The organism is Pseudomonadota bacterium (genome assembly GCA_016195085.1).
Lineage (GTDB): Bacteria > Pseudomonadota > Alphaproteobacteria > SHVZ01 > SHVZ01 > JACQAG01.
Genome location: JACQAG010000071.1, coordinates 116,571 through 141,472, shown reverse-complemented (window position 1 = coordinate 141,472; position 24,902 = coordinate 116,571). Strand labels below are relative to the sequence as shown.

The following is a 24,902-nucleotide window of genomic DNA, read 5'->3' as shown; positions in this document are numbered from 1 at the left end:
GGGCATCTACCCCGCGGTGGATCCTTTGGCCTCCACCTCCCGCCTGCTGGATCCCAGCATCCTGGGCGACCACCACTACAACACCGCGATGCGCGTGAAGTCCATCCTCCAGAAGTACAAGGAGCTCCAGGACATCATCGCCATTCTCGGCATGGACGAGCTCTCCGAAGAGGACAAGCTGACGGTGGCCCGCGCCCGCAAGATCCAGCGCTTCCTCTCCCAGCCCTTCCACGTGGCCGAGGTGTTCACCGGCACGCCCGGCGTGCTGGTCTCCCTCGAGGACACGATCAAGGGCTTCAAGGGCATCGTCGCCGGCGACTATGACGAGCTGCCCGAGGCCGCCTTCTACATGGTCGGCACCATCGAGGAAGCGGTGGCGAAGGCGCGCAAGCTCGCCCAGGAAGCGGCCTAGAGGTCCCGGACGATGGCCGAGACGACGGAGTTCGAGCTGGTCTCCCCGGAGCGGCTGTTGCTGTCCGAGCCGGTGGAGATGGTGGTGGTGCCGGGCAGCGAAGGCTATTTCGGCGTGCTGCCGCGCCATGCGCCCTTCATCGCCACCTTGGCGCCGGGCGTCATCGACGTCTATGAGGCGGGCAAGGTGAAGGAGCGCATCTTCGTCTCCGGCGGCTTCGCCGAGGTGACGCCGGAGCGCTGCACCGTGCTGGCGGACGAAGCGATCAAGGTGGGCGAGATCGACACCGCGGCAACCGAGCAGCTGATCAAGGATCTGAGCGAGGACGTGGCCGAGGCCAAGAGCGAGCCCGAACGGCTCAACGCGTCCCGTCAGCTCGACGTCGCCCGGGCCAAGCTGAAGGCGGCCCAACACTGAGCCGATTCGCGTCCGATCGCGTTTGGTTCCAACTTGAATTGATTGATCTTTCCTCCCTTGCAGGCGGGGGCCAGACGTCCGACATTAGGCCTTGTCGGCGCTAACGGCCGTCAGCCAACGGTGCGACCATGGGCAAATGGACGCTGGACGATATTCCCTGGGGTGAGTTCGACCGGAGCAAGCTCGACCCCGGCATCCTGAACCTGGTCAAGGCGGCGAGCCTGGTCGAGCGCAATGGCGGCGACTACACCACATATCTCTGCAGCGTGTTCCACGACGATCCGGAGTTCCAGGCTGCCGCCAGGCTCTGGGGCGAGGAGGAGATCCAGCACGGCGAGGCGCTTGCCCGCTGGGCGGCCCTGGCCGATCCCAGCTTCGACTTTCAGCGCTGCTTCCAGCGCTTCGCCGAGAAGATCCAATTGCCGCTGACGGCGGCAATCTCGGTCAGAGGCTCGCGGGCGGGCGAGCTGGTGGCGCGCTGCATCGTCGAAACCGGAACCAGCTCCTACTACACGGCGCTGGCCGAAGCGAGCGAGGAGCCGGTGCTGCAGGCGATCTGCCGGCGCATCGCCGCCGACGAGTTCCGCCACTACAAGCTCTTCTACACGCATCTCAACCGCTACGTCGCAACCGAGGGGCTCGGCACCTGGGGCCGGATCCGCGTGGCCTTGAAGCGGCTCCAGGAGTCCGAGGACGACGAGCTCGCCTTCGCCTACCACACCGCCAATCTGGGCGAGGTCCCCTATGAGCGCCGCGCCGCGTCGCGCGCCTACGCCAAGCGCGCCTATGCGCTCTATCGGCCGCACCACGTCGAGCGCGGCATTGGCATGGTCTTGAAGGCGGTGGGCCTCGTCGCCAATGGCAGGCTCGGTCGCTTGGTCTCTGGCCTCGCCTGGCGCTTCATGCGCCACCGGGCGCGCCAGCTCGCAACCGTCTAGGAGCGGGGCAGCCGCTTCAGCCTCTCCAAGATCTCGGCGGCAACGGCCTCCGGCGGCAACGCCGTGGTGTCGAGCGTGATCATGTCGGGACATCCCGGATCGAAGAGCGGTACCGCCGCATTGCGGCGCGCGGCGACGGGATCTCGCTCCTTCAGCCGCAAGGCGCGCTCGGGCATCGCCACGCGCCTTGCCAGCTCGTCCGGGGCGCAGCCGAGTCGAACGGCGAGCACGCCGGCCGAGCGACGCACCGCGGCCGATAGGATCTGTCCGGCGATGATCCGATCGATGGGGTCGGTCGTGGCCGCTGCGTGGGTGAAGACGAAGTTCCAGTGCTTCGGCGAGAGCGTGGCAATCGTCTCCAGCACCGCCGTGCGGACCAGGTGCGTTCTATCCCATGCCGCCTGCGGCAGCGGCGTCATGCCGTCTTGCTCGAGCAGCGCAAAGATCGGGTTGTTCCAATGGTGATTGTCCACGAGCTTGGCCGGCAGGCGCTCGGCCAGGATCTTGCCGATCGTGTACTTGCCCACCCCGGGCGGACCGATGAGGTATACGAACAGGTTCGTCACGGTCGGACCAATGATGAAGCTTCGTTTCTGCCCGCTCCGCGCTCTTGGCGGGCGCGACTAGTCGTCCTTCACGTCCTCTAACCGGACGCCACGGCCTGCGCGCAGGCTGTCGCGCGCTGTCTCTATCCGGCGGAGAAAGCGCGGGTCATTTTCTAGCTTGTACTCGAACCAGTCATCCTCCGACTCGAATCCGATCAATACTCCTGCTGGTTTGCCGTGGCGTGTGATCACGATCTCATGCTTCTCCGCCTCTCGCAGATATCGCGAAAGGTCATCCTTGATTTCTGAGAGAGGAACCTCTCTCAATCGCGGCTTCCGAATTGTCTCAGCCATGACTCAGCCTCCGATTTGGCCACAATCGCCAATATTTCCACGCGCGGGTCGAACACGTCGTAGGACACCCGAATGTCGCCCACCCGCAATCTGAATTGCGGCCGACGTAAGCCTCTTAGGCGTTTGATGCGGCTCCGACTTGTTTTGCGCGGCTCATGCCTCAGATGCGTCTCGAGCGCGATCAATACGGCGGCCCGTACATTCGCTTTGAGCCTTCTCAGATCCTCAATGCCTTCGGGCGCAAGCACGATGTCAAAGCGCATTCTGGCTAGATTCTAGCCAGAATTGGCTTCGGGGCAAATGCGATTTGCAAGCGGCACCGCCATCTTATTAAATGCAAGTTGCGCAAGCTCGCGGGGCTACCAGGGCAGATCCATGCGATGACCATCGACAACGACGACCAGCTAACGAAGCTGCGCACGGTCGGGCGCGTGGTCGCCCGCACCATGGCGGCGATGGCAGAAGCCCTCGAGCCCGGCATCACCACCCGGGAATTGGACGCGATCGGGCGCCGGCTCCTGGAGCGGGACGGCGCCCGCTCGGCGCCTGAGCTCGACTACGGCTTTCCCGGCGCCACCTGCATTTCGATCTTTCCCGACATCGCCCACGGTATTCCAGGCGATCGTGCGCTGCAGCCGGGCGATCTCGTCAACATCGACGTATCAGCGGAAATCGATGGTTTCTACGCCGATACCGGCGGCAGCTTCGCCATTCCGCCGGTCCGCCCGGAGGTCGACCGCCTCGCCCGCGACGGGCGTCGGGCGCTGTGGCGGGGGATCCGATCGGTCAAGGTCGGCGCCGGCCTCAATGAGATCGGCCGGAGGATCCAGGCCTTCGCCGACCGGAACGGCTACACCATCATCCGCAATCTAGCGAGCCACGGCGTCGGCACCGCCTTGCATGAGGAGCCGAAGGTCATTCCAACATGGCACGAGCCCGGGGAGTCCCGGCGCATCACCAAGGGCCTGGTCTTCACCATCGAGCCGTTCTTGTCCCTCGGCTCGGAATGGGCGGTGGACACCGGCGATGGCTGGACCTTGCGCGCCGATCGCGCGCGACCGACCGTGCAGTACGAGCACACGCTCGTTGCCACATCGCGGGGCCCCGTTGTCGTGACCATCCCGCACTGAGGCAACCTGGCTTCTAGCCCCGCCGCTCGCTCTTCACGAACCAGTAGAGGAGCGCCAAGAGGGCGATGCCGACGAGGGTGCCGGCCGGCACGTCTTGGGCGAATTGGATGGCATTGTCGGCGACGGCGTTGACGAAGGAGCCGGCACCAATGCCGAGGATAATGTGAAGGAGAACGCAAAAGACCACAGCCATGAGAGCGAGCTCAACGGCGCGCCAGCCTAGCGTTCTTATTCTCTCGAACATGCCACAGCCATGAACAGCGGACGAGGCGGGGTTGAGAGACCCCGCCCCGTTAGACGTGTTAGGCCAGGGAGCGCTTCGAAAACAGCCAGAGGATCACACCCAGAGCGATCAACCCGACCAGGCCATTGCTGCCAAGATCCTTGACCAAGCCGACGATGTTGCCGACGACGCTACCGAAGAACGGCAAGGAGCCGCCGACCAAAAGTGCGGCGACGATGGCGAGTGCGAGAAGCATTAAGCCGATTTCGGTTAGTCCGGCAATCCAGGTCTTGATTCGCGACAACGCGTCCATTTGATTTCCTCCACCTATTGCTATCGTTGTTAGTCCGGAAACCAATAGCTACATCTAGCATTTTTATCACGACTGGTTAACAATACCTAGCGTTTTGATCAAAAAAACGCCACAAAGCATGTGATTTGAGCATCGACAGCACGGAGAATCGGCCACCGCCGCATCGCCTGTTTGGCTCTTCTCGAGTAAAACTTTCACAGAATCAATAACTTACACGGCCAGGAGACGGTGACGCGGCTCAGGCTTCCCAGCCCATCTGCCAAAAGGCCGCCTCGAGGCGCGTGGCCCGGGTGAAGGTCTCGGTGAGCGGCGCCAGACGGCCGCCGCCGGCGCGGGCTTGCCAAAGACGGTCCAGCTCCGCCTCGGCGGCGGCGGCCACCGCCTGATACTCCTTGCCGGCATACATCTCGATCCAAGCCCGATAAGGATTGCCGGCGAGGCTCCCCCCCGCCTCCGCCCGGAGCCGCCGGCCGATCTCGGCATAGCCGATGATGCAGGGGGCCAGCGCCACCTCGAGGTCCAGCAGATCGCCGGCAAGCCCGCGCTCCAAGACATAGCGGGTGTAGGCCATGGTGGCGTCGGCCTCGGGCAGGGCCGCCATCTCGGCCTCGCTCAGGCCCCAGCCGCGACAGAATTGGACATGCAGCCCCATCTCGACCTCGAGGATGCCGTTGAGGCTGGCAAGCGCCTGGCGCATCTCGGCCAGATCGCTGCTCTTGTAGACGGCGAGCGCCCAGGCGCGGGCGAAGTGGATGAGGAAGAGATAGTCCTGGCCCAGATAGTGGCGAAAGCAGCGCTCCGGCAGGCTGCCCTTGCCGAGCTCGGCGACGAAGGGATGCTCGACATAGCGCCGCCACTCCTCCTTGGCCGCAGCGCGCAGCGCGCCGAAGAGTCCGGTGCTCATGCTTTTTCCCGGTCCGATCCAAACGACGTCGCCAGGTGCCGAAACTCCTCGACCACGCACTCATAGAGCGGCCGCTTGAAGGAGACGGCGAGACCGACGAGCGCATCGATGCCGACCCAGCGCCAGGATGAGAACTCCGGCGGGTGATGGCGGCTGACGTCGACATCCCGGTCCTCGCCGGTAAAGCGGAGCAGGAACCACTTCTGCCTTTGCCCGCGCCAGCGGCCGCTCCAGGAGCGTTTCGCCAGGTGCCGCGGCAGATCGTAGGTGAGCCACGCCTTGCTCTCGGCGATGATCTCCGCCTTGTCGGTTCCGACCTCTTCGTGGAGCTCGCGCATGGCCGCCGCCGCGGCGCTTTCGCCGGCATCGATGCCGCCTTGCGGCATCTGCCAGGCGCCGGGAGCATCCTGCCGCTCGCCGACCCAGACCAACCTCTGGCGATTGAGCAGCATCAGACCCACACCCGGCCTATAGGGCAGACCGGTACTCGCGGATGCGTCCGATGGGGTGGACTCGCCGGCGCTCAACCCGGGCTCACTGTGTCCGCTTCTCGCCGGCCAAGGCCGAGACGGGCGCCAGCGCGAAGCCCTTGTCGGCGAGCGATTCCGACCAGATGCCGACCCGCTCCAGGGTAACGGGATAGGCGCCGCCGATGCCGATCGCCTCGCCCTGCTCGCGTGCCGTCTTCTCGAGCTCCGCCAGACGCTGATCGATGGCGCCGCGGGAGGCCTCGAGATCGATCTGGCGATTGCCGAGCGCGCTCGGCACGCCCAAGGCCGAGGCGAGCTGCACCGAGACCGTGCGCGCCGTCGCCCAGCCGTCGATGAACAGCAGTCCGCGGCGCTTCAGCATCGCCAAAACCGGCTGCAGGGCTTCTTCGGAGGAGGCAAAGCGGGTGCCGCCGTAGTTGAGCACGCCGACATAGCCGGCGGTTCGGCTCAAGACCCAGTCCAGGCGGTCCAGATTCTCGTTCGAGCTGAGCGAGGTCAGCAGCGTGTAGGGACCGGGATCGTTGGTGGGAAAGTTGCCGGGCTCCATCGGCAGCATCATCAAGGCCTCGTGGCCGGCGGCGCGCGCCGCCCCCATCCATTCCTCCAGGCGCGGCGCATAGGGAGCAAAGGCGAGCGTGACGGCGCCGGGCAGGCTCTGGACGGCGGCCTCGGTGGCGGCGCTGGAAAGGCCGAGCTCGGCAATGACGATGGAAATCCTGGGCCTGGTGTCGGCCGGATCGAAAGGCCGCCCATAGAAGCGCCAGGCTTGCCGTCCATCTTCGGCGACGACCGGGAGCGGGCCGCGCGGCCCCTGTTCGGTCAAGGCCGGCTCCGGCGCCTTGCGCAACACCACCGGCGGACCGATCTCGCGGGTGCGGGCCGCCAGCTGCATCGGCGGCGGGCCGCCATGGGCGACCGGCGGGGCGGCGCCGGGGGCAGATGGCGGGGCGGCGCCATGGGCTGGCGCTGGCGGCGCGCCATGGGCCTCTGCCTTGGCTGCGGCGGCGGGCGGGGGTGCGCCATGCGCCGCCTCCGCCGGCTTGGCCGCCGGCGAGGACGACGCGGTCCCTAGCTTCGGCGGCTCGATCACCGGCAGGCTGGGCGCGCCATGTCCGGCCCCGGCCTTGGGCGACTCCGGCTCCGGCTTCGCCACCTCTGGCTTCGCCGGCTCGGCCTTGGCTGCTTCCGACTTCGCCGGCTCGGCCTTGGGCGGCTCCAGCTTCGCCACCTCCGGCTTGGCGGCTTCGCCATGGGCGGCTGCCTCCGCCGGAGCCTTGGCCGGCTCGGTCGTGCCGTGGTCGGCCACCAGGGGGAGGGCCACGCGCGGCGTCTCCAGGATGCGCCGGCTCACCGTGTCGTCGGCATTGAGGGCGAGCCAGGCGACCAAGCCGCCGATGCCGACCACGAGCACGACCGCGCCCAAGAGCGGTGCCAGCAGGCTGGGTGCGCTGTCGTCGTCGGGGTCGCGAGCTCGGGCCGGGCTCCGGCCAACCCCCGCCGGACGGCGGAGCGGCGGCTCAGGAGCCGGGTCGCCCGGGTCTTCCTCGGGTTTCTTCCTCTTCCAGCGAAGCGGCCAGAGCCTCAATTCACCACGCGGCTCTGGAAGAGCGCGATGCCGCGCAGGAGGTCGAGCGCGCGGGCCAATTGATAATCCTCCTGGCTGATCTGCAGCTTGTCCTCCTGCGTCGGCGGCTGATTGGCCGGGGTCTGCGCCGGCGGAGCGGCGGGTGCGGCGTTCGGCGCCTGGCTGCCTTGCTGCGGCCGCTGCGCTTGCGGATTGGCAAGCGCACCCTTGAGATCGGCTTCACGCCGCCGTTGGCCCTCGGCCACCGTCTCGACGCGTTGCGCCTCGACCACGATGTCGGGCTCGATGCCCTTCGCCTGGATCGAGCGGCCCGACGGCGTGTAGTAGCGCGCCGTAGTGAGCCGCATGGCGCCATGGCCCGGCAGCGGAATGATCGTCTGCACCGAGCCCTTGCCGAAGGAGCGGGTGCCCAGAAGGATGGCGCGCCGGTGATCCTGCAAGGCGCCGGCGACGATCTCGGAGGCCGAGGCGGAACCGGAATTGATCAGGACCACCATCGGCAGGCCGTTGGTGAGATCCTTGCCCTTGGCGTTGTAGCGCTGGCCTTCCTCCTGGCGCCGGCCGCGGGTGGATACGATCTCGCCCTTGTCGAGGAAGGCATCGGAGACGGCAATCGCCTGGTCGAGGAGGCCGCCGGGATTGTTGCGGAGATCGAGCACATAGCCTTGCAGCTTGTCGCCGAGCTCGCCCTTGATCTGCTCGATCGCCTTCTTCAGGCCGACATCGGTCTGCTCGTTGAAGGTGGTGATGCGGATGTAGCCGATGGTGCCATCGATGCGCGAGCGCACCGACTGGATGCGCACGACGTCGCGCTTGATTGAGACGTCGAACGGATCCTTGCCCTCGCGCTTGATGGTGAGCTTGATCGCGGTGTTGACCGGGCCCCGCATCTTCTCCACCGCATCGTTGAGCGTGAGGCCCATGATCGGCTCGCCGTCCAGATGGGTGATGAAGTCGCCCGGCTGCACGCCGGCGCGCGCCGCCGGCGTTTCGTCGATCGGCGAGACCACCTTGACCAAGCCGTTCTCCATGGTGACCTCGATGCCGAGGCCGCCGAACTCACCGCGCGTCTGCACCTGCATGTCGCGGAAGGACTTGGCGTTCATGTAGCCCGAATGCGGGTCGAGCGCGGTCAGCATGCCGTTGATGGCCGACTCGATCAGCTCCTCGTCGCCGATCTTGTCGACGAAGTCGGCACGCACCCGCTCGAACACCTCGCCGAACAGATTGAGCTGGCGGTAGGTCTCGCTGGTGTTGCTGGTGCCCGTCGACGGGCTCGCTGCGGTTTGGGCTCGTAGGCTGTCCGAGCCAAAGTTCAAAGCCAGGGCGGCGACTGCCGCAATGATCAGGGCACGCATCATCCACTCACTCTACCATTGTTGGCTGCCCACCAGGGCAGCGGGTTGATCGGTTGGCCGTTACGTCGGAGCTCGACATAGAGCTTGGGGTTGCCCTGGTCCGCCGGTCCCATGACTCCGACCGGCTCCCCTCCGAGGAGCCACTGGCCGACTCCGCTATCGATTCGTCCCAAGCCGGACAGAAGCGAATGATATCCCTCGCCGTGATCGATGATCAAGATTTGCCCATACCCTCGGAATGGCCCGGCAAAGACTACGCGCCCGTCGAAGGGTGCGACCACCGGCGCCTCGGGCCGCGTCTGGACGGTGATTCCCTTGGCGCCGAGTCCGGCATCGTCGACCTCGCCATAGCTCACGACTACGTGACCGGCGGCCGGAACGGCAAGGCTGCCATGCGCGTGGGTGAACGGCCGCGCGAGCTCGCCCGGGGGCGGCAGCGGCACCACCACGGGCGTCGCCATGCCCGGCGGCAGCGAGGCCTGCTGGCCCGAAGGCGGTGCTGCAATGGAAGGAACCGCCACCGCCGGCGTCGAGCTCGGCGGCGGTTCCGGCTTCGGCGCCGGCTTGACCGCGAGCGCCAGGCGCTTCAGCTCCGCCTCGCGCGCCTGGCGGTCGGCTTCGAGCCGCTCCATGAGCTCCCTCAGGTCGCGCGCCGAGGCCGCGAGCTCGGCGGCACGCTTGGCCACCTGCTCGGCTTGGCTCTCGGCGCGACGCTGCTGCAGGCTGCGGCGCTTCAGGAGCTCGTCCAGACGATCGCGCTCCGCCGCCAAGGCCACGGTGGTCGCTTGGATGCGCCGTCGTTGGCCGACGATGTCGGTGCGCACCCGGGCCAGAGCCTGGGTCTCCGCCGCCAACGCCTCGGCTGCCTCTTTTACCGGCGGCAAGGCGGACCCGAGGAGGATGCCGCTATGGACCGCATCCAAAGGCGACAAGGGGAGCACGATCAGCGTTTCCGGCGGCAGACGCGAAAGCCGCACCAAGGCGGCGGTGAGCTCAGCCAGCTGCAGGCGCCGGCGGCCGAGACCCGCCTCCTTCTCCTTGGCTTCGGCTTCGAGCCCGGCCAGAGCCGACTCCAAGGCCGACAGCGCCGCCTCATTCTCCTGGGTGTGGCGCGCCGTCTGAATGAGCTCGGCGCGGACCACCGCCACCTCGCGCGCGAGGGCCTCTGCGCGGCGGTCGGCTTGCGCCTGGCGGTCGCGCTCGGCCTGGAGCGCCCGCTCGACCTCGCCCAGCCGGCGCTGCGGCTCGCTCTCATTGGCGAAGGAAGCGCCGGCGACGGCAGCCGCGGTGAGGAGCAGCGTGGCCAGACTCGGAAACCTAAGCCGATGCACGTTGCTTCTGGGCGGCACGGACGTTGGGCCGAATGAGCGATCTTCCCGTCATCTCCACCGGCTGCTGCAAGCCCATGACCTGGAGCAGGGTCGGCGCCACATCGGCCAACCGACCATCGGCGAGCATCCCATCGCCCGCACCGATCAGCATCACCGGCACCTTGTTGGTGGTGTGCGCGGTGTGCTTCTCGCCGGTCTCGGGATCGCGCATCTGTTCGGCGTTGCCGTGATCGGCGGTGATCAAGATGGCGCCGCCGGCGCGCTCGAGCGCATCGGCCAGCCGACCGATGCAGGCATCGACCGCCTCCACCGCCTTCACCGCGGCCGCCATGTCGCCGGTGTGGCCCACCATGTCGGTGTTGGCGTAATTGACGACGATCAGGTCATAGGTGCCGGCGTCGATCGCAGCCACGAGCTTGTCGGTCACTTCATAGGCCGACATCTCCGGCTTCTCGTCATAGGTCTTGACCTTGGGTGAGGGCACCAGGATGCGGTCCTCGCCCTTGAACTCCCGTTCCTCGCCGCCGTTGAAGAAGAACGTCACATGCGCGTACTTCTCGGTCTCGGCAATGCGGAGCTGGCGCAACCCCGCCTCGGCCACCAGCTCACCCAAGGTGTGGGTGAGCTCGCTCGGCTGGAACAAGGTCGCCATCAGGCGCGCGAGCATGCTCGAATACTCGGTCATTCCAAGTGCTGCGGCGAAGCGGACGACGCGGGCGCGCGGAAAGCCGGAGAAGGCGGGATCGATGAGGGACGACAGGATCTCCCGCACCCGGTCGGCGCGGAAGTTGGCCATGAGCAGGCCGTCGCCGTCCTTCATGCCTGGATAGGCGTCGATCGCCACCGGGGTCACGAACTCGTCGGTTTCGCCCTTGGCATAGGCAGCCGAGAGTGCGGCCTCGGCGCTGGCGGCGCCTACGCCCGCGGCCTCGACCAAGCAGGAATAGGCCTCCTTCACCCGCTCCCAGCGCTGGTCGCGGTCCATGGCGTAGAAGCGGCCGGCGACGGTGGCGATCCGGGCATCCTTGCACCCGGCGATCTCCCGCTGGAATTCCATGAGATAGGCTTTGGCGCTGGCGGGCGGCGTGTCGCGGCCGTCGAGGAAGGCATGGACGCGGACCGGGATGCCGGCCGTGGCGAGGGTGCGGGCGAGGGCCGCGATGTGGCTTTGATGGCTGTGCACGCCGCCGGGGGAGATGAGACCCATGAGGTGGCACGCGCCGCCGCCGGCCTTGAGCGTGGCGATGAAATCGCCGAGCGCCGGCAACCGGGCAAGCCTGCCGTCGGCGACGGCGGCATCGATCCGCGGCAGCTCTTGCATGACCACGCGCCCGGCACCCAGGTTCATGTGCCCGACTTCGGAATTGCCCATCTGCCCCTTGGGCAGCCCGACCTCGAGGGCGGAGGCATCGAGATAGGCCATGGGAAAGCGCCGGGAGAGCCGCTTGAGATTAGGCGTGCGGGCCGCCGCGATGGCATCGTCGGCAGCCGGCTCGGCGCGATGGCCCCAGCCGTCGAGCACGCACAGAACCACCGGTCGGGGATGCGACTTCGACATCGCCTCTATATAGGCGAAAACCGCGGCGCCGGTAAGCGCCGAGCCGGTCGGCATCAGCGATGATGCGCCTCACCCGCGGTGATAGGGATGCCCGGCCAGGATCTGCTGGGCGCGGTAGAGCTGCTCGGCCAACAGGCCGCGAACCAGGAGATGGGGCCAGGTCATCGGCCCCAGGGCCAAGACCAGGCGGGCCTCGGCCCTGAGCCTTGGCGCCAGCCCATCGGCACCGCCGATGAGGAAGGCGATCTCGGTCTCGCTTTCATCACGCCATTTGCCGAGGCGTTCGGCAAAGGCGGCGCTGGAGAGGCTCCGGCCGCGCTCGTCCAAGGCCACGGTCGCCGCGCCCCGGGGCACCGCCGCCGTAAGGCGCTCGGCCTCGCGCTCGGCGAGACCGGGACCCGGCCGCTTCTCCACCACCTCGTGCAGGCTCACCTGCCAGCCGAGCCGGCCCACGTAGAGCTCGTAGAGGTCGCGATGCGGGCCGGCACCGGCTCGCCCGACGGCGCAGATGTGGATGCGCAAGGGGCCGGCTCCGACCGGACCGTTCTCAGCCGGGCATCGGCGAGGCCTTCAGGCCGTGGCCACACGCGGCTCGGTTTGCGGGATTTCCAGGGCCCACATCTTCTCCAGCCCGTAGAGCCGACGGATATCCGGGCGGAAGAGATGGATGATGATATCGCCCGCGTCGATCAACACCCAGTCGCCGACGCTTTGTCCCTCCACTCTGACCTTGGGCAGGCCGGTCTTCTTGAGGGCGGCGATCAGATGGTCGGCCATGGCGTTCAAATGGCGCGGATTGCGCCCGGAGGCCACGACCATGAAATCGGCGATGCTGGTCTTGCCATTGAGATCGATGACGCTCGAGTCGATCGCCTGACCGTCATCGAGTACACCCTCCACCAATGCCAAGAGCCTCTCGGCAGTGGCGCGAGGATTCTTGCGTCGAGCTATGTCGGTCTCCTCCGTTGTCCGACCGGGGGCGATCCGACTATCAAGCTGTCAAGCCTCTCGCTCCCGATCCTGGTTGACGCACGGTCCGCATCCCTGCCTGCGACCGGGCCCGGCGAATTGCGGTCGCCGATTCCGGGCTGAGGCTGGTGTGCAGAAACACCCAAGCCGGCAGGGGTCGCGCCGTGAGCCTCCGAGCGTGCCGGGCGTCCACCCGGGAGCGCCAGAAGCGACGTGCCGCAAGACCGGCCAACGCCCTGTTAGAATAGGGAGCGCGGGCGAAGATCGCAACCGGCATGGTGTTAAAGATTCGCGTCCAACGCCGCCACCGGGGGATTTGCAGGAGATTGTCGGCACCCATGATCCACACGAAACTCCGGCGCGGGTAGCGGCGCTTCAGCTGGAAGAGCGTGTCGGCGGTGTAGATCGAGCCGAGCCTGGCCTCGAAGTCCGAAGCTTTGATGCGGGGATGGTGGGCGACCTTGGCCGCCATCGCCAGGCGCTGGGCAAAGGGCGCCATGCCCCGGCTGGGCTTCAGCGGGTTCTGCGGAGATACGAGCCACCAGACCTGGTCCAGCCCCAGGAGGTGGATCGCCAAGAGGCTGATATGGCGATGGCCGTCATGGGCGGGATTGAACGAGCCGCCGAGGAGGCCGATGAGCGGCCGCTTCCGGCGTCGCCGCCGCGACGGCGTCCGAGCCTGGTTCAGGGCCGGATCTGCCCCGTGCCGCGCACGAGGTATTTGTAGCTGGTGAGCTGCTCCAGACCCACGGGCCCGCGGGCGTGCAGCCGGCCGGTGGAAATGCCGATCTCGGCGCCGAAGCCGAACTCGCCGCCATCGGCGAATTGCGTGGAGGCGTTCCAGAGCACGATCGCGCTGTCGACTGCCGCGAGGAAGCGCTCGGCCGTGCTCTCGTCCTCGGCGAGGATGGCATCGGTGTGGTCCGAGCCCCAGCGCTCGATATGGGCGATCGCCCCCTCGACGCCGTCGACCGCGGCGACCGCGATGATCGCATCGAGATATTCGGTCGCCCAATCCGCCTCCGAGGCGGGCTTGACCCGGGCATCGATCCCCTGCACCGCAGCGTCGCCGCGCACCTCGCAGCCGGCGGCGATGAGATCATCGAGGATCGCCGGCAAATGGCTGGCCAAGGCCGCGCGGTCGATCAGCAGCGTCTCGGTCGCGCCGCAAACGCCGGTGCGGCGCATCTTGGCGTTGAGCACGATCCGCCGTGCCTTCTCCATGTCGGCCGAGCGATCGACATAGGTGTGGCAGAGACCGTCGAGATGGGCGATCACCGGGATCCGACTCTCCTCCTGCACGCGGGCGATGAGGGACTTGCCGCCGCGGGGCACGATGATGTCGACCCATTCGCTCATCTTGAGGAGGTGCCCGACCGCGTCGCGATCCTTCGTCGGTACGCGCTGGATGGCACTGTCGGGCAGGTCGGCGGCAACCAGCCCCGCGGTGAGGCAGGCGGCGATGGCGGCGGTCGAATGGAAGCTCTCAGAACCACCGCGGAGGATCGCGGCATTGCCGGATTTAAGTGCCAGCGCGCCCGCGTCGGCGGTCACGTTGGGCCTGGACTCGTAGATGATGGCGATGACGCCCAAGGGCACGCTCACCCGTTGGAAGCGGAGGCCGTTGGGCTGGGTCCACTCCTTGAGAACGCGGCCGACCGGATCGGCGAGCCCGGCGATGTCCTCGAGGCCGGCGGCCATCGCTTCCGCGCGCGTGGCATCGAGAGCGAGCCGGTCAATGAAGGCCGCTGTGGCCGCGGCGTTGCGGGCCTCGGCGACATCGCGGGCGTTGGCGGCCAGAATCTCCGCCGCCCGTCGGCGGATCTCGGCCGCGGCGGCATGGAGTGCCAGGTTCTTCTGATCCGTCGTCGCCTGGGCGAGCTGACGGGCGGCGGCTCGTGCGTCCCGGCCGATGGCCTCCAGGCTCAGGCGCAACGCATCGCCTTCGGCGCGCTTGCTCAATAGGCTCGCGGTCATCGATCGAGCACCAGATCGTCGCGGTGGATCATCTCGGCGCGCCCACGATAGCCCAGAATGGCTTCGATTTCATGGCTCTTATGGCCGAGGATGCGCCTGGCATCGACGGCCGAATAGGCCGAGAGGCCGCGCCCGAGCTTCTGCCCGTCCCCGTCTCTCACCTCGATCAGATCGCCGCGCTCGAAGCTGCCGATGATGGCGGTGATGCCGGCCGGCAGCAGGCTCTTGCCACGGGCGAGCGCGCGGGCGGCACCGGAATCGATGGCGATCGCGCCCACGGGATTGAGCGAGCCGGCGATCCAGCGCTTGCGCGCCGTGCGCGGCTCCGCCGTGGGCAGGAACCAGGTGCAGCGCGCGCCATCCTCGAGGGCATGGAGAGGATTGAGGCGGCTGCCCTCGGCGATCGCCATTCGGCAGCCGGCGGCGTGGGCGACCTTGGCGGCGGCGAGCTTGGTCACCATGCCGCCGGAGCTGTAGCCGGCCGGCGCCTCGCCGGCCATGGCCTCGATCTCCGGGGTGATCTGCTCGACTACGGCGATATGCCGGGCAGCCTTGTCCTTGCGCGGATCGGCGCTGTAGAGGCCGTCGATGTCGGAGAGCAGCACCAGCGTATCGGCGCTGATCATCTGTGCCACGCGCGCCGCCAGGCGGTCATTGTCGCCGAAGCGGATCTCCGAGGTGGCGACCGTGTCGTTCTCGTTGATGACCGGCACCGCGCCGAAATCCAGGAGCGCATTGATGGTGGCCCGCGCATTCAGATGCCGGCGCCTCGACTCGGTGTCCTCCAGGGTCAAGAGCACCTGGGCGACGGTGATGCCATGGCGCGCCAGCATCTCCTGGTAGGCATGGGCGAGGCGGATCTGGCCGGTGGCGGCAGCGGCCTGCTTGGTCTCGAGCGCCAGCGGCCCCGGCGGCAGCTTCAAATGGCGCCGGCCGACGGCAATGGCGCCCGAGGACACCAGCGCCACCTCGACGCCGCGCGCCTTCAGCCGCGCCACGTCCGCGGCCAGCCCTTCGAGCCACGTCCGGTGGATGGCGCCGGTGGATTGCTCGACCAGCAAGGCCGAGCCGATCTTGACGACGAGCCGGCGGGCCCGGGCAAGGGGCGAGGTCATGGCTCGGCGGCTGCCTCCGCCCGCGCCGCCGCCGCCTTCTCCGCCTCGTGCCGGCGGCGGGCTTCGATCGCCTGCCACAAGGCTTCCAGCGCCGCATCGAGGCCTTCGCCGGAAACCGCGGAGAGGGCAAGGGGCGTGCTCTTCGCGGCGCGCTTCAGCTTCGCCAGGCGTTGCTTCACGGTCGTCGCGTCGAGAGCATCGCGCTTGGTCAAGGCGACGATCTCCGGCTTCTCCGCCAACCCGTGGCCGTAATGCCTGAGCTCGGCGCGGATGGTGCGATAGGCGGCGGCCGGATCCTCCAAGGTGCCGTCGACGAGATGCAGCACCACGGCGCAGCGCTCGACATGGCCGAGGAAGCGATGGCCGAGGCCCGCCCCTTCATGGGCGCCCTCGATCAGGCCGGGAAGATCGGCCAGCACGAATTCCCGCGCCTCTTTGGCGCCGCCGAAGCGCACCACGCCCAGCTGCGGATTCATGGTGGTGAAGGGATAGTCGGCGATTTTCGGCTTGGCCCTGGACACGCGCGAGAGAAAGGTCGACTTGCCGGCATTGGGCAGGCCGACGAGGCCGGCGTCGGCGATGAGCTTCAGGCGCAGCCAGATCCAGCGCTCTTCGCCGGGCCAACCGGGAAGGGCGCGCCTGGGGGCGCGGTTGGTCGAGGACTTGAAGTGGGTATTGCCGAAGCCGCCATCCCCGCCCTTCAGCAGCACCAGGCGCTGGCCGGGCTTGATCATGTCGGCGAGCAGCGTCGCTTTGTCCTCGTCCAGGATCTGGGTCCCGACCGGCACTTTGAGCACGACATCGGCACCGGCGCCGCCGGTCTTGTTCTGGCCCGAGCCCTGGTGGCCTTGCTCGGCCTTGAAGTGCTGCCGGTAGCGGAAGTCGATCAGGGTGTTGAGGCTGTCGGCGCATTCGACGACGACATCGCCGCCGCGGCCGCCATCGCCGCCATCCGGCCCGCCGAACTCGATGAACTTCTCCCGGCGAAAGCCGACGCAGCCGGCGCCGCCATTGCCGCTCTTCAAGAAGACCTTGGCCTCGTCCAGGAACTTCATGGCGCCGATCGGCTCTTGGGAAGAAAAGGGATGGCGGAAACTAAGAGGGGGAATGGCCTGGGCCATTCCCCCTGGAAAACGCCTGAGCTCCGACCGGGGTCAGTCGGCAGCCTGCTCCTTCGAGGGCGGCAATACGGAAATGAAGGTGCGGCCTTTCGCCTTCTGCTCGAAGGTGACGATGCCGTCGATCTTGGCAAAGAGCGTGTGGTCGCGGCCCATGCCGACATTGCGTCCGGGATGATAGGTGGTGCCGCGCTGACGCACGAGGATGTTGCCGGCGGGCACGACCTCGCCGCCATAGCGCTTGACCCCGAGGCGGCGTCCGCCCGAGTCCCGACCGTTGCGCGAGCTGCCGCCCGCTTTCTTGTGTGCCATGACCTAAACTCCTTCGCCTCGCCGCTCAGCCCGCGGCGATGGCGGTGATGCGCAGCACCGTCAGATCCTGGCGGTGGCCGGCGCGACGGCGGTAGTTCTGCCGGCGCCGCTTCTTGAACACGAGAATCTTCGGGCCGCGCGCCTGGTCGACCACTTCGGCGGTGACCTTGGCGCCGGCGACGGTCGGCCGACCGATGGTGGCACTCTCGCCCTCGCCCACCGCCAAGACCTCGGTCAGCTCGACCGTGGCGCCCTTGTCGCCGGCGAGCCGCTCGACCTCGATCACGTCGCCCTGGGCGACCTTGTATTGCTTGCCGCCGGTCTTGATGACTGCGTACATGGGATGCCGTCTTCATAAATGAAAGCGCCGCGGGCGCCCCTCACCAACCCGGAGGGGGCCCCCGCGCGCGGAGCCGGGATAATAGCCACCGGCGACCCCGGGTCAATCCTTTAGGCCCGGGCATTTAGGCCCGGGTTTTCTTGGCCGCAAAGCCGTTCCCGGACCGCTTCGCCGCCGCTTTGGGGGGGGGGGTGCCTTCGATCGGACCGCCCGCACCCCCGGCGATCATCGATGCCCATGAAAGCTTAACAATTAACCAGACAAATCCTGTCCCTGCGTTAGGCAGCAACAGTCAAAATTACGGCAAGATCGAATGATTTTAACTATTACCTCAAAGTGCAAATAAACATTATTTTCCCGTTGCGGAATATGGGCTGCCATCAACATGCGCCTTGGCGCGCATGGAAAGCGGCCAGCTAGCGTCAACCCCGCCAGGGCGTATGATGGGCGCCGATGCGTTCCCGGCGTTCGCCGGATTGAGCGTGGCATCGGCGCTCTCGGTCCTGGCGCGTGTAGAATGACGACAGAGTCCTTGTAGTCTCGAGAGACGCACCTGACATGGCTTCGGTCCTGGTGATTGACGATGATGCGGCAGCGCGCCGGCTGTTCGCGCAGGTGTTGAGCCGTGAAGGTCATGTCATCCGCACCTCGGCGGACGGCCAGCTCGGGCTCGAGCAATTCAAGCAGGCGCGCCCGGACGTCGTCGTCACCGACCTCATCATGCCCAATCGCGAGGGCATCGAGACGATCCGCGCCATGCGCGCCTTCGATCCCTCGGTGCCGATCATCGCCATGTCCGGAAACACCGGCGCCAAGCTCATGAACTTCCTCAAGCTGGCGAAGGTGTCAGGTGCCACCCTCACCCTCGAAAAGCCGTTCAGGCCGAGCGAGCTGGTCGCCGCGGTCAGCAAAGTGCTGGGCCGCCAGTAGCGAAGGTGCGGCTCGGCCCGGGGCCCGGTCAGGCAATCGGAATGACACCGACCAGCAGCGCATCCACCTCATTGGCGCTCTTCTGCCGGACCGGAACCGACAGGCGTTCCCAGCGATCGGCGTCGTCGGTGGCAAACGCCGCATAGCTCGCAAAGATGGGAACTTGGTCGCGGACCGTCGCTCCCCAGAGGTCGATGAGGAGGTTGGCCAATGGACCGGGCAGCTCGCTCGCCTTGCGATCGGTCATGTCCATCGCCAGCGCGAAGGCGACCGCCGGACCATGAAACAGGTAGCGAAAATCGTGACCGCCATCGATGACTTCGAGAACCAAGAGATAGTCGCGCAAGCCCGCCAGCGCCGGTCCGGCGACGACCTTCATCTCGGGCATGACCCCGCTGTGGACGGCTTTGGCCCATTGCCGCAGCAGCACGCGCAAGCGCCGATCGCCGATATCGGTTTCGAGCGGGTCGGTCACCACCACGACCGGCGCGTCGAACCCGATATAGCGTCGCTGTTCCTTGACACGGGCCATCGGACGATCGCCCCCCCACCGGCCAAGCCCTTCCACCCGGGCCGGCTCGCCTCTTTGGGTAGGAAGCTACTCAAACGACGAGTCACGATCCAGAGCATCGCGCCGGATCTAGCGAGTCTGCCCCTCGAAATAGGGGGGCTTTGCGCCGGCGGACGCCGTAGATTTCTTCGGGGAAATGCTCGAACGACAGGAGCGCGGCACCTTGAGCGGAGGAAACGACGCCACCGGCAGCACGGCCGAGCGATCGGGCGACCCCTACACCCGGCTGGGAGTACGACCGTTCATCAATTGCTGCGGCTCGCGCACGGTCCACGGCGGCAGCCTGATGCTGCCGGCAGTCGTCGATGCGATCACTCATGCCGCGGGATCGTTCGTCAACCTGACGGAACTGATGGTCGCCGCCGGACGGCGCATCGCGCTCCTCACGGGTGCGGAGGCGGCGCTGGTCACCAGCGGCGGGGCGGCATCGCTGACGGCAGCCGCCGCGGGTGCGATCACCAAAGGCGATCCCGAACGCATGCTGCGCTTGCCCAGGACCGAGGGAATGCCGCACCGGGTGGTGATGCCCAAGGGTGCGCGCTTCACCTACGACCATGCCATCCGCGCCACCGGCGCCGAGATCCTCGAGGTCGCCGACCGCGCCCAGATGCAGGTGGCCTTGGCTAGCGATGCCGTGCTCATCGCCACCATCGGCACCAAGGACGGTGCGCTGCCGATCGGTCTCGAAGAGTGCGCAGCGCTCGCCGCGCCCAAGGGAATTCCCATCCTCCTCGATGCCGCCTCCGAGCATCTCCAGCGGCCGAACCCCTATCTCGTGCGCGGCGCCACCATGGTCGCCTATAGCGGCGGCAAATATCTGCGCGGGCCGCAATCGACCGGCCTGCTCTTGGGAGAGCGATCCTGGATCGAGGCAGCCCGTCTCAATGCCGCCCCGCACCACGCCATCGGTCGGCCGATGAAGGTGAGCAAGGAAGAGATCGTGGGGCTGGTGGCCGCGATCGAGTTCTGGGCCGAGGCGCGCGACCATGGGGCGGAGCGGAAGCGCTGGCAGGACGACCTCGACCAGATCGCGGCTTTGGTGACCGCGGTCGCCGGCGTCAGCGTCGAGACGCTCGGCTCATCCAAGGCGCATGAAGAGGTGCCGCGCCTCCGGATCGCTTGGGACCGCTGCCGCATCGGTCTCGGTGGCCTCGAATTGCGCGAGACGCTGCTGGCGGGTGAGCCGCGCATCATGCTGGACGATCGCGGCGCCACCGAGGGATCGGTCTTCATCCTGCCGTTCAATCTCGCTCCCGGCGAGGCCGCGATCGTCGGCCGCGCCATCGCCGCTGCCCTGGCGGCGGCACCGCCGGTCGCAGCCGCGGCGCCGACCGCACCGGCTGGCGATGTGTCGGGGAATTGGGAGGTCGAGATCGCGTTTGCCGCCGCGCGCAGCATCCATCGCCTCGAGCTCACGCAAAGCGGACTGCGGCTCGCCGGCACGCATCGGACCCTCGGCCTCACGGGAGCGCTCGCCGGCACGATCGAGGGAAACCGGGTCGCCTTCACCAGCCTGCATCCCTATGAGGGCAGCAACCTCTCCTATGCCTTCTCGGGCATGATCGAGGGTGCGGCCATGGCTGGCGAGGTGCTGCTCGGCACCTCGGGCGACTCGGCCCCGGGCCCGCTCAACATGCGCGAGTTCGGCGCCGCCGCCTGGCAGGCGCGCCGGCGCGCGTGAGGCGGTCGACGAACGTACTTCTTCGCCGTTAGCCTGCCTTCGCCAAGGCTGTAGCAGGCAGGCCGCTTCCGGCTGGCAAGCCAGCCGAAGCTCCGCAGAGTGAAGGTTGGCGGAGAGGGTGGGATTCGAACCCACGGTACCCCGCAAAGGGTACAACGGTTTTCGAGACCGCCCCGATCGACCACTCTGGCACCTCTCCGTCGGGAGCAAGGGTTTACTGGCGGGCCCCCGGGAAGGCAAGCCCGATCGGACCGGCGACAGCCGGGCCGTCGACGGCTTTGCCATTTCCCGAGATGGCGATCGAAGAAACGCGCGATCTGCATCGGCGCCGGTTCACCGGAGACCCGGCGGACATACCGGCAGCACTGCGTCGTGCGATAAGGCTCGTTGGCCGGTACCATAGGACCGAACCAAAGGGCCGCCCGCAATGGCGATGACGCATCAGATCGTGTCGTTCTTCCCGACCTTGGTCTCCCTGGTCGGCTACGAGCATGCCGCAGGCTTCCACCCGCCGGCCCGGGCGCGGATCGCCCAGCTGCAAAGGACCGGCGGCACGACCAAGCCGGGGCAATGGCAGAGCGGCTCCGATCTGCATCGCGATCCGGTCTTCGCCGATTTTGCCGCCTTCGCCTTGCGGGCGGCCGCGGATCGGTTCGAAGCGCTCCGCTATCGCCCCTCGCCCTTGGCGTTCACCGGCATGTGGGCCAATATCAACACGCCCGGCTTCGCGCATCCCGCCCATGCGCATTCGAACAACTTTCTCTCGGGTGTCTACTACCTCACGGTGCCCGAGGGCGGCGGCGGGCTGGTGTTCCTCGACCCGCGCAAGCAGCAGCAGGTGCTGGTGCCGTCGCTCATCGAAGTGACGCCGATGAACTCGACGGCGGCCCGGCTGCCGGCCGTCGAGGGGCAGATGGTGCTGTTTCCGTCCTGGCTCGAGCACTACACGGAGGAGAACCGCGCCCAGCTCCCCCGGGTCAGCATCGCCTTCAACCTGATGCTGACCGGCGGCTTCGGCTCGCCCGAGAGCTTCGCCGCCGGCTATGTCGAGCCGATCTCGTAGTCCTCCGTTCCACGCAGTCGAATGCCCCCACCCCGACCCTCCCCCACGCTTGCGCGCGGGGGAGGGAGTATCAGCGAAGGGCGCGTCTTACTCCCTCCCTCGCCGTCAGGCGGGGGAGGGTCGGGGTGGGGGCACTCTTAGAGCGCCAGCAGGAAGTTGACGAGGTCGGCGCGCTCTTGCGGCCGGAGGGCGATGCGGAAGCGTCGCTCGTAGAAGCCGACGACATCGGCCAGGCTGGCGGCGGCGCCGTTGTGGAAATAGGGTGCCCTGGCGGCAAGGCCGCGCAGCCCCGGCACCTTGAACTTGCCGATATCGGCGCATTTGCCGGTGACGAGGGCGCGGCCGGGATCGCTCGTCTCCAGGCTGGCGCCGGCGAGCGCGCCTTCGTGGCAAGCGAGAGTGAATCGAGGCAAGGCCGCCACGTCGAGCCCGGGTGGGGCTCTTCCGGCGATGCCGATATCGAGCGTCGTGTCGACCGAATGGCTGCCGGCATTCGGGGCATCATGGCAGGTACTGCAGGTGCCGCGAATGACCGGCTGAGCCTCGAGGTCGTTGAGGCCGCCGACGCCGGTGATGCGGATGGGCCTGGTGTTGAAGATCGCCTCCCCGCGCGCAATCGATTGGCGCTGCGCGGCACCGGGGTCCAGGCCGGGATTGGCGCCCCAGGGCTCGAACAGATTGAAGACGAGAGGGTTGAACGGCGTCCCACGCGGATTGTTGCCGGCGGGATCGTTGATGCCGATGAAGAAGGGCTGGAAGGCGAGGCCGACCGGACCGCCATTGCTGCCGGCAGAATTGAGGATGCCGGCACGGCCATCGACGATCTGCGCGGTGTAGAGCCCGATCTCGAAGCCGACGATCTGCTGCAGCTGAGATTGGGTGGGCGCGCTCGCGGCCTCGGCGTGGCCGATCGTGGCATCGGTTGCCTGGCTCGTGAGGCTCGGTTCCCGCCCGTCCCACATGATGGTGCTGAGGAAGCCGAGATTGGTCGCCGGCAAGGGCCGCCGGTAGACCGAAACCGTGCCGGCACTCGGGCTCACGAGGCCGGTCGCGGGGTTGCTGGTGCAGTTGTAAGGATCGACCACGCCGGCGACGGTGAATTCGGCCGGGCTCGGCATCGTCATGCCGACCCGGATCAATCCCTGGCTGGTCAAGAGAGCGAAGGCCCGCCGCCGCGCCTCCAGGCTCGACACGTCGGCGCTGGAGCAGGTGGCGCCATCATGGGCGCGGAAGAGCGGCTCCAGCCCCTGGCTCTGATCGAAGCGCGCGCGTGCGGCCGCGGCGCTCACGGTCCAGCCGGTCTCCGGCCGGTGGCAGGTGAAGCAGCTCCGCCCATTGCTGCCCAAGGGCTGAAAGAAGGCATTGGTGCCGGTGGCGACCGGACGCTCGCCCGCTTGATAGGTGGCAACCGAACCGGTCGGATCGGCGCTCATTCCATAAGCGGGGATCACCGGGGGCAGCGATCCGTCCTCAGCCTGCGCCGGGCGGGTGAGGACCGCCAGAGCGAAAGCCAGGGCGAGGCCGAGGACGAAATATTGAACGATGAGGACGGCGGGGAGGCTGGCGGAGCGATGCGTCTTCGACAGCGTCCTGCTGGCAGGCATAGCGGTCTCCATTAATTAGATAGAATTTTAGAGATCTCGCCGGATTACCGCTGTGATGCTCATCACAGGCACACTCCGCGAAAGACGTCGCGCTCGGTCGGGCCTTTGGCTGAAGGAAGTCGGGTTCAACGCCGATCTGCAGGTCATGGATTGGAGCACCGTCGTCACCCGCCGGCAGACCGGCGAGGCGCTGGAGAAGATCCGCCCAAGCCGGAACATCTCGAAGAACTAGCGGCGGCGTAACCTGTTGCCTGGCCGAGGGCGCTGACGCACTGTTCGATTGAGAACCCGTGCGTTCCGCGCCCGAGGCGAGCTTGATCTATCCGCAACCAGCGAGGCTGCCGCCCAGCCTCTATGCCGAGACCGCACGGCCGCCGGTCGCCACCCCCGCCTTGGACGGCGACCGGCGCGTCGCCTGCGCCATCATCGGCGGCGGCTTCACCGGATTGTCAGCGGCCCTCCACCTCGCCGAGAAAGGTGTGGATGCCATCGTGCTGGAGGCGCGCGAGCCGGGCTGGGGCGCTTCCGGGCGCAATGGCGGCCAGGTCAATCCCGGCCTCAAGCACGACCCGGATCGGATCGAGCGGGATTTCGGCCCGGACCTCGGGTCGCGCATGGTCGCCTTGTCGTGGAACGCCCCCACCGTGGTTTTCGACCTGATCCGGCGCCACCAGATCGCCTGCGAGGCGCGGCAAGCCGGCACGCTCCGAGCCGCCTTCGATAAGCGCCACGCCGCAGAGATCCGGGTGAGCTTCGAGCAAGGCCAACGGCGCGGCATGCCGGTCGAGCTCCTGGAGGGAGAGACGCTTCGGGCGGCGACCGGCACCGGGCGCTATCTCGCAGCGATGCTGGATCGCCGCGGCGGCCATGTGAATCCCCTGGGATATGCGCGCGGCCTCGCCGATGCGGCACTCCGCGCCGGCGCGCGCATCTATGGCGGCACGCCGGCACACATCCTTTCACGGGAAGGAAGTGTGTGGCGGATCCAGACGCCGACCGGCAACGTCAGGGCCGAGCGTGTCGTGCTGGCGACCAATGCCTACACCGACGGTCTCTGGCCGGGGCTCAGCCGCAGCGTGGTGCCGGTCTATAGCGGCATCGTCGCCAGCGAGAGCCTCTCCGACGACCTGGCGCGTGGGATCATGCCGGGACGCGCCTCGCTCTACGAGGTTGCCGGCATCACCACCTACTATCGGCTGGACTCGTCGAACCGGCTGCTGATGGGCGGCCGCAGCCCGCTCCGCGAGATCGAGGCGCCGGGCGAGCTTGACTATCTCAGGCGCTATGCGCACCGGCTGTTTCCCGCACTCGACGGCATCGGCTGGAGCCATGGCTGGAGCGGCCAGCTCGCCATCACCCCGTCGCACTACCCGCACATCCACGAGCCGGCGGACGGCGTCATCGCCTGCCTCGGCTATAACGGGCGCGGCGTCGCCATGGCGACGGTCATGGGTCAGGAGATTGCGCGCCGCGTCGAAGGCGGCCGGAGCGTAGACATCGACATGCCGATCACCACGCTGAAGGAGATTCCCTTCCATGGATTGTGGCGCATCGGCGTCGGGTTGCGCGTCCTCTACGGGCGCATCCGCGACCGCCTTGGGATCTAAGGCGCCGCTCGGATCCGATTGCCGACCGGACCAGGGTTCGTCACACTCGCATTTCT

Annotated in this window: 29 protein-coding genes and 1 tRNA gene; 9 read left to right on the top strand and 21 right to left on the bottom strand. The window is 67.5% G+C overall.

Translation table 11 applies throughout. The features are described from left to right. The 3 genes from HY058_19720 to HY058_19710 all read left to right on the top strand — a co-directional run. On the top strand, positions 1–412 hold a 412-nt coding region (locus tag HY058_19720), incomplete at its 5' end, for a F0F1 ATP synthase subunit beta (GenBank protein ID MBI3499529.1). Positions 413–424: 12 nt separating this feature from the next. Next, positions 425–829 carry a F0F1 ATP synthase subunit epsilon gene (locus HY058_19715; protein ID MBI3499528.1) on the top strand — a complete coding sequence of 135 codons (405 nt, stop codon included), beginning with the start codon at positions 425–427 and terminating at the stop codon, positions 827–829. A gap of 128 nt (positions 830–957) precedes the next feature. Beyond that, positions 958–1,767: a ferritin-like domain-containing protein gene (locus tag HY058_19710; protein MBI3499527.1), complete on the top strand. Its 810-nt coding sequence runs from the start codon at positions 958–960 to the stop codon at positions 1,765–1,767. Here HY058_19710 and HY058_19705 read toward each other — a convergent pair. Then, complete coding sequence (locus tag HY058_19705; GenBank protein MBI3499526.1) at positions 1,764–2,333, bottom strand: hypothetical protein; 570 nt, start codon at positions 2,331–2,333, stop codon at positions 1,764–1,766. The genes HY058_19710 and HY058_19705 overlap by 4 nt on opposite strands. A gap of 57 nt (positions 2,334–2,390) precedes the next feature. Continuing rightward, on the bottom strand, positions 2,391–2,639 hold the full coding sequence (locus HY058_19700) for a type II toxin-antitoxin system Phd/YefM family antitoxin (GenBank protein ID MBI3499525.1): 249 nt from the start codon (positions 2,637–2,639) through the stop codon (positions 2,391–2,393). A 407-nt stretch (positions 2,640–3,046) separates the two neighbouring features. On the opposite strand from HY058_19700, the gene map reads away from it, so the two are divergent. Further along, complete coding sequence (map, locus tag HY058_19695; protein MBI3499524.1) at positions 3,047–3,796, top strand: type I methionyl aminopeptidase; 750 nt, start codon at positions 3,047–3,049, stop codon at positions 3,794–3,796. Between the two features lie 13 nt (positions 3,797–3,809). Here the strand turns inward: map and HY058_19690 are convergent, their stop codons facing one another. The 16 genes from HY058_19690 to rplU all read right to left on the bottom strand — a co-directional run bounded on the left by HY058_19690 (position 3,810) and on the right by rplU (position 17,390). Beyond that, on the bottom strand, positions 3,810–3,989 hold the full coding sequence (locus tag HY058_19690) for a hypothetical protein (GenBank protein ID MBI3499523.1): 180 nt from the start codon (positions 3,987–3,989) through the stop codon (positions 3,810–3,812). Positions 3,990–4,098: 109 nt separating this feature from the next. After that, entirely contained in the window at positions 4,099–4,332 is a 234-nt protein-coding gene (locus HY058_19685) for a hypothetical protein (protein ID MBI3499522.1), read from the bottom strand. Between the two features lie 238 nt (positions 4,333–4,570). Then, positions 4,571–5,236: a thiaminase II gene (tenA, locus tag HY058_19680; protein ID MBI3499521.1), complete on the bottom strand. Its 666-nt coding sequence runs from the start codon at positions 5,234–5,236 to the stop codon at positions 4,571–4,573. Beyond that, positions 5,233–5,688: an RNA pyrophosphohydrolase gene (locus HY058_19675; protein MBI3499520.1), complete on the bottom strand. Its 456-nt coding sequence runs from the start codon at positions 5,686–5,688 to the stop codon at positions 5,233–5,235. Before HY058_19675 ends, tenA begins: the two co-directional genes overlap by 4 nt. Positions 5,689–5,770: 82 nt before the next feature. After that, positions 5,771–7,312, bottom strand: a complete 1,542-nt coding sequence (locus HY058_19670; protein ID MBI3499519.1) for a divergent polysaccharide deacetylase family protein — start codon at positions 7,310–7,312, stop codon at positions 5,771–5,773. After that, positions 7,309–8,670, bottom strand: a complete 1,362-nt coding sequence (locus HY058_19665) for a S41 family peptidase (protein MBI3499518.1) — start codon at positions 8,668–8,670, stop codon at positions 7,309–7,311. The genes HY058_19670 and HY058_19665 overlap by 4 nt, the downstream gene beginning before the upstream one ends. Continuing rightward, entirely contained in the window at positions 8,670–10,001 is a 1,332-nt protein-coding gene (locus HY058_19660; protein MBI3499517.1) for a peptidoglycan DD-metalloendopeptidase family protein, read from the bottom strand. Before HY058_19660 ends, HY058_19665 begins: the two co-directional genes overlap by 1 nt. Beyond that, a complete protein-coding gene (locus HY058_19655; GenBank protein ID MBI3499516.1) occupies positions 9,988–11,559 on the bottom strand; it encodes a 2,3-bisphosphoglycerate-independent phosphoglycerate mutase in 1,572 nt (523 codons plus the stop codon). Before HY058_19655 ends, HY058_19660 begins: the two co-directional genes overlap by 14 nt. A gap of 69 nt (positions 11,560–11,628) precedes the next feature. Further along, positions 11,629–12,081, bottom strand: coding sequence for a 23S rRNA (pseudouridine(1915)-N(3))-methyltransferase RlmH (rlmH, locus tag HY058_19650; GenBank protein ID MBI3499515.1), 453 nt, complete (start codon positions 12,079–12,081; stop codon positions 11,629–11,631). Between the two features lie 48 nt (positions 12,082–12,129). Further along, complete coding sequence (rsfS, locus tag HY058_19645; protein MBI3499514.1) at positions 12,130–12,510, bottom strand: ribosome silencing factor; 381 nt, start codon at positions 12,508–12,510, stop codon at positions 12,130–12,132. A 40-nt stretch (positions 12,511–12,550) separates the two neighbouring features. Beyond that, on the bottom strand, positions 12,551–13,216 hold the full coding sequence (locus HY058_19640) for a nicotinate-nucleotide adenylyltransferase (protein MBI3499513.1): 666 nt from the start codon (positions 13,214–13,216) through the stop codon (positions 12,551–12,553). After that, positions 13,213–14,505: a glutamate-5-semialdehyde dehydrogenase gene (locus tag HY058_19635; protein MBI3499512.1), complete on the bottom strand. Its 1,293-nt coding sequence runs from the start codon at positions 14,503–14,505 to the stop codon at positions 13,213–13,215. The genes HY058_19640 and HY058_19635 overlap by 4 nt, the downstream gene beginning before the upstream one ends. Then, positions 14,502–15,620, bottom strand: coding sequence for a glutamate 5-kinase (locus HY058_19630; protein MBI3499511.1), 1,119 nt, complete (start codon positions 15,618–15,620; stop codon positions 14,502–14,504). The genes HY058_19635 and HY058_19630 overlap by 4 nt, the downstream gene beginning before the upstream one ends. Further along, positions 15,617–16,675 (bottom strand): GTPase ObgE, encoded by a 1,059-nt coding sequence (obgE, locus tag HY058_19625; protein MBI3499510.1) that lies wholly within the window; start codon positions 16,673–16,675, stop codon positions 15,617–15,619. The genes HY058_19630 and obgE overlap by 4 nt, the downstream gene beginning before the upstream one ends. Positions 16,676–16,774: 99 nt before the next feature. Continuing rightward, positions 16,775–17,050: a 50S ribosomal protein L27 gene (gene rpmA / locus HY058_19620; protein ID MBI3499509.1), complete on the bottom strand. Its 276-nt coding sequence runs from the start codon at positions 17,048–17,050 to the stop codon at positions 16,775–16,777. A 25-nt stretch (positions 17,051–17,075) separates the two neighbouring features. Next, positions 17,076–17,390, bottom strand: coding sequence for a 50S ribosomal protein L21 (gene rplU, locus HY058_19615; GenBank protein MBI3499508.1), 315 nt, complete (start codon positions 17,388–17,390; stop codon positions 17,076–17,078). A 558-nt stretch (positions 17,391–17,948) separates the two neighbouring features. Here rplU and HY058_19610 point away from each other — a divergent pair. Further along, positions 17,949–18,320 (top strand): response regulator, encoded by a 372-nt coding sequence (locus tag HY058_19610; GenBank protein MBI3499507.1) that lies wholly within the window; start codon positions 17,949–17,951, stop codon positions 18,318–18,320. A gap of 28 nt (positions 18,321–18,348) precedes the next feature. Here HY058_19610 and HY058_19605 read toward each other — a convergent pair whose 3' ends face one another. Continuing rightward, positions 18,349–18,852, bottom strand: a complete 504-nt coding sequence (locus HY058_19605; GenBank protein ID MBI3499506.1) for a hypothetical protein — start codon at positions 18,850–18,852, stop codon at positions 18,349–18,351. A 175-nt stretch (positions 18,853–19,027) separates the two neighbouring features. Here HY058_19605 and HY058_19600 point away from each other — a divergent pair, with 175 nt between their 5' ends. Then, entirely contained in the window at positions 19,028–20,572 is a 1,545-nt protein-coding gene (locus HY058_19600; GenBank protein ID MBI3499505.1) for a hypothetical protein, read from the top strand. 107 nt (positions 20,573–20,679) lie between these two features. Here the strand turns inward: HY058_19600 and HY058_19595 are convergent. Next, positions 20,680–20,771, bottom strand: a tRNA-Ser gene (locus HY058_19595). A gap of 228 nt (positions 20,772–20,999) precedes the next feature. On the opposite strand from HY058_19595, the gene HY058_19590 reads away from it, so the two are divergent. Beyond that, positions 21,000–21,635, top strand: a complete 636-nt coding sequence (locus HY058_19590; protein MBI3499504.1) for a hypothetical protein — start codon at positions 21,000–21,002, stop codon at positions 21,633–21,635. A gap of 137 nt (positions 21,636–21,772) precedes the next feature. Here HY058_19590 and HY058_19585 read toward each other — a convergent pair whose 3' ends face one another. Then, positions 21,773–23,239: a hypothetical protein gene (locus HY058_19585; GenBank protein MBI3499503.1), complete on the bottom strand. Its 1,467-nt coding sequence runs from the start codon at positions 23,237–23,239 to the stop codon at positions 21,773–21,775. Between the two features lie 55 nt (positions 23,240–23,294). Between HY058_19585 and HY058_19580 the strand changes: the two genes are divergently transcribed. Beyond that, positions 23,295–23,471 carry a hypothetical protein gene (locus tag HY058_19580; GenBank protein ID MBI3499502.1) on the top strand — a complete coding sequence of 59 codons (177 nt, stop codon included), beginning with the start codon at positions 23,295–23,297 and terminating at the stop codon, positions 23,469–23,471. 82 nt (positions 23,472–23,553) lie between these two features. Continuing rightward, the gene (locus tag HY058_19575; protein ID MBI3499501.1) at positions 23,554–24,846 is read left to right on the top strand and encodes an FAD-binding oxidoreductase; all 1,293 of its coding nucleotides are present in this window, start codon (positions 23,554–23,556) and stop codon (positions 24,844–24,846) included. Positions 24,847–24,902 lie beyond the last annotated feature (56 nt).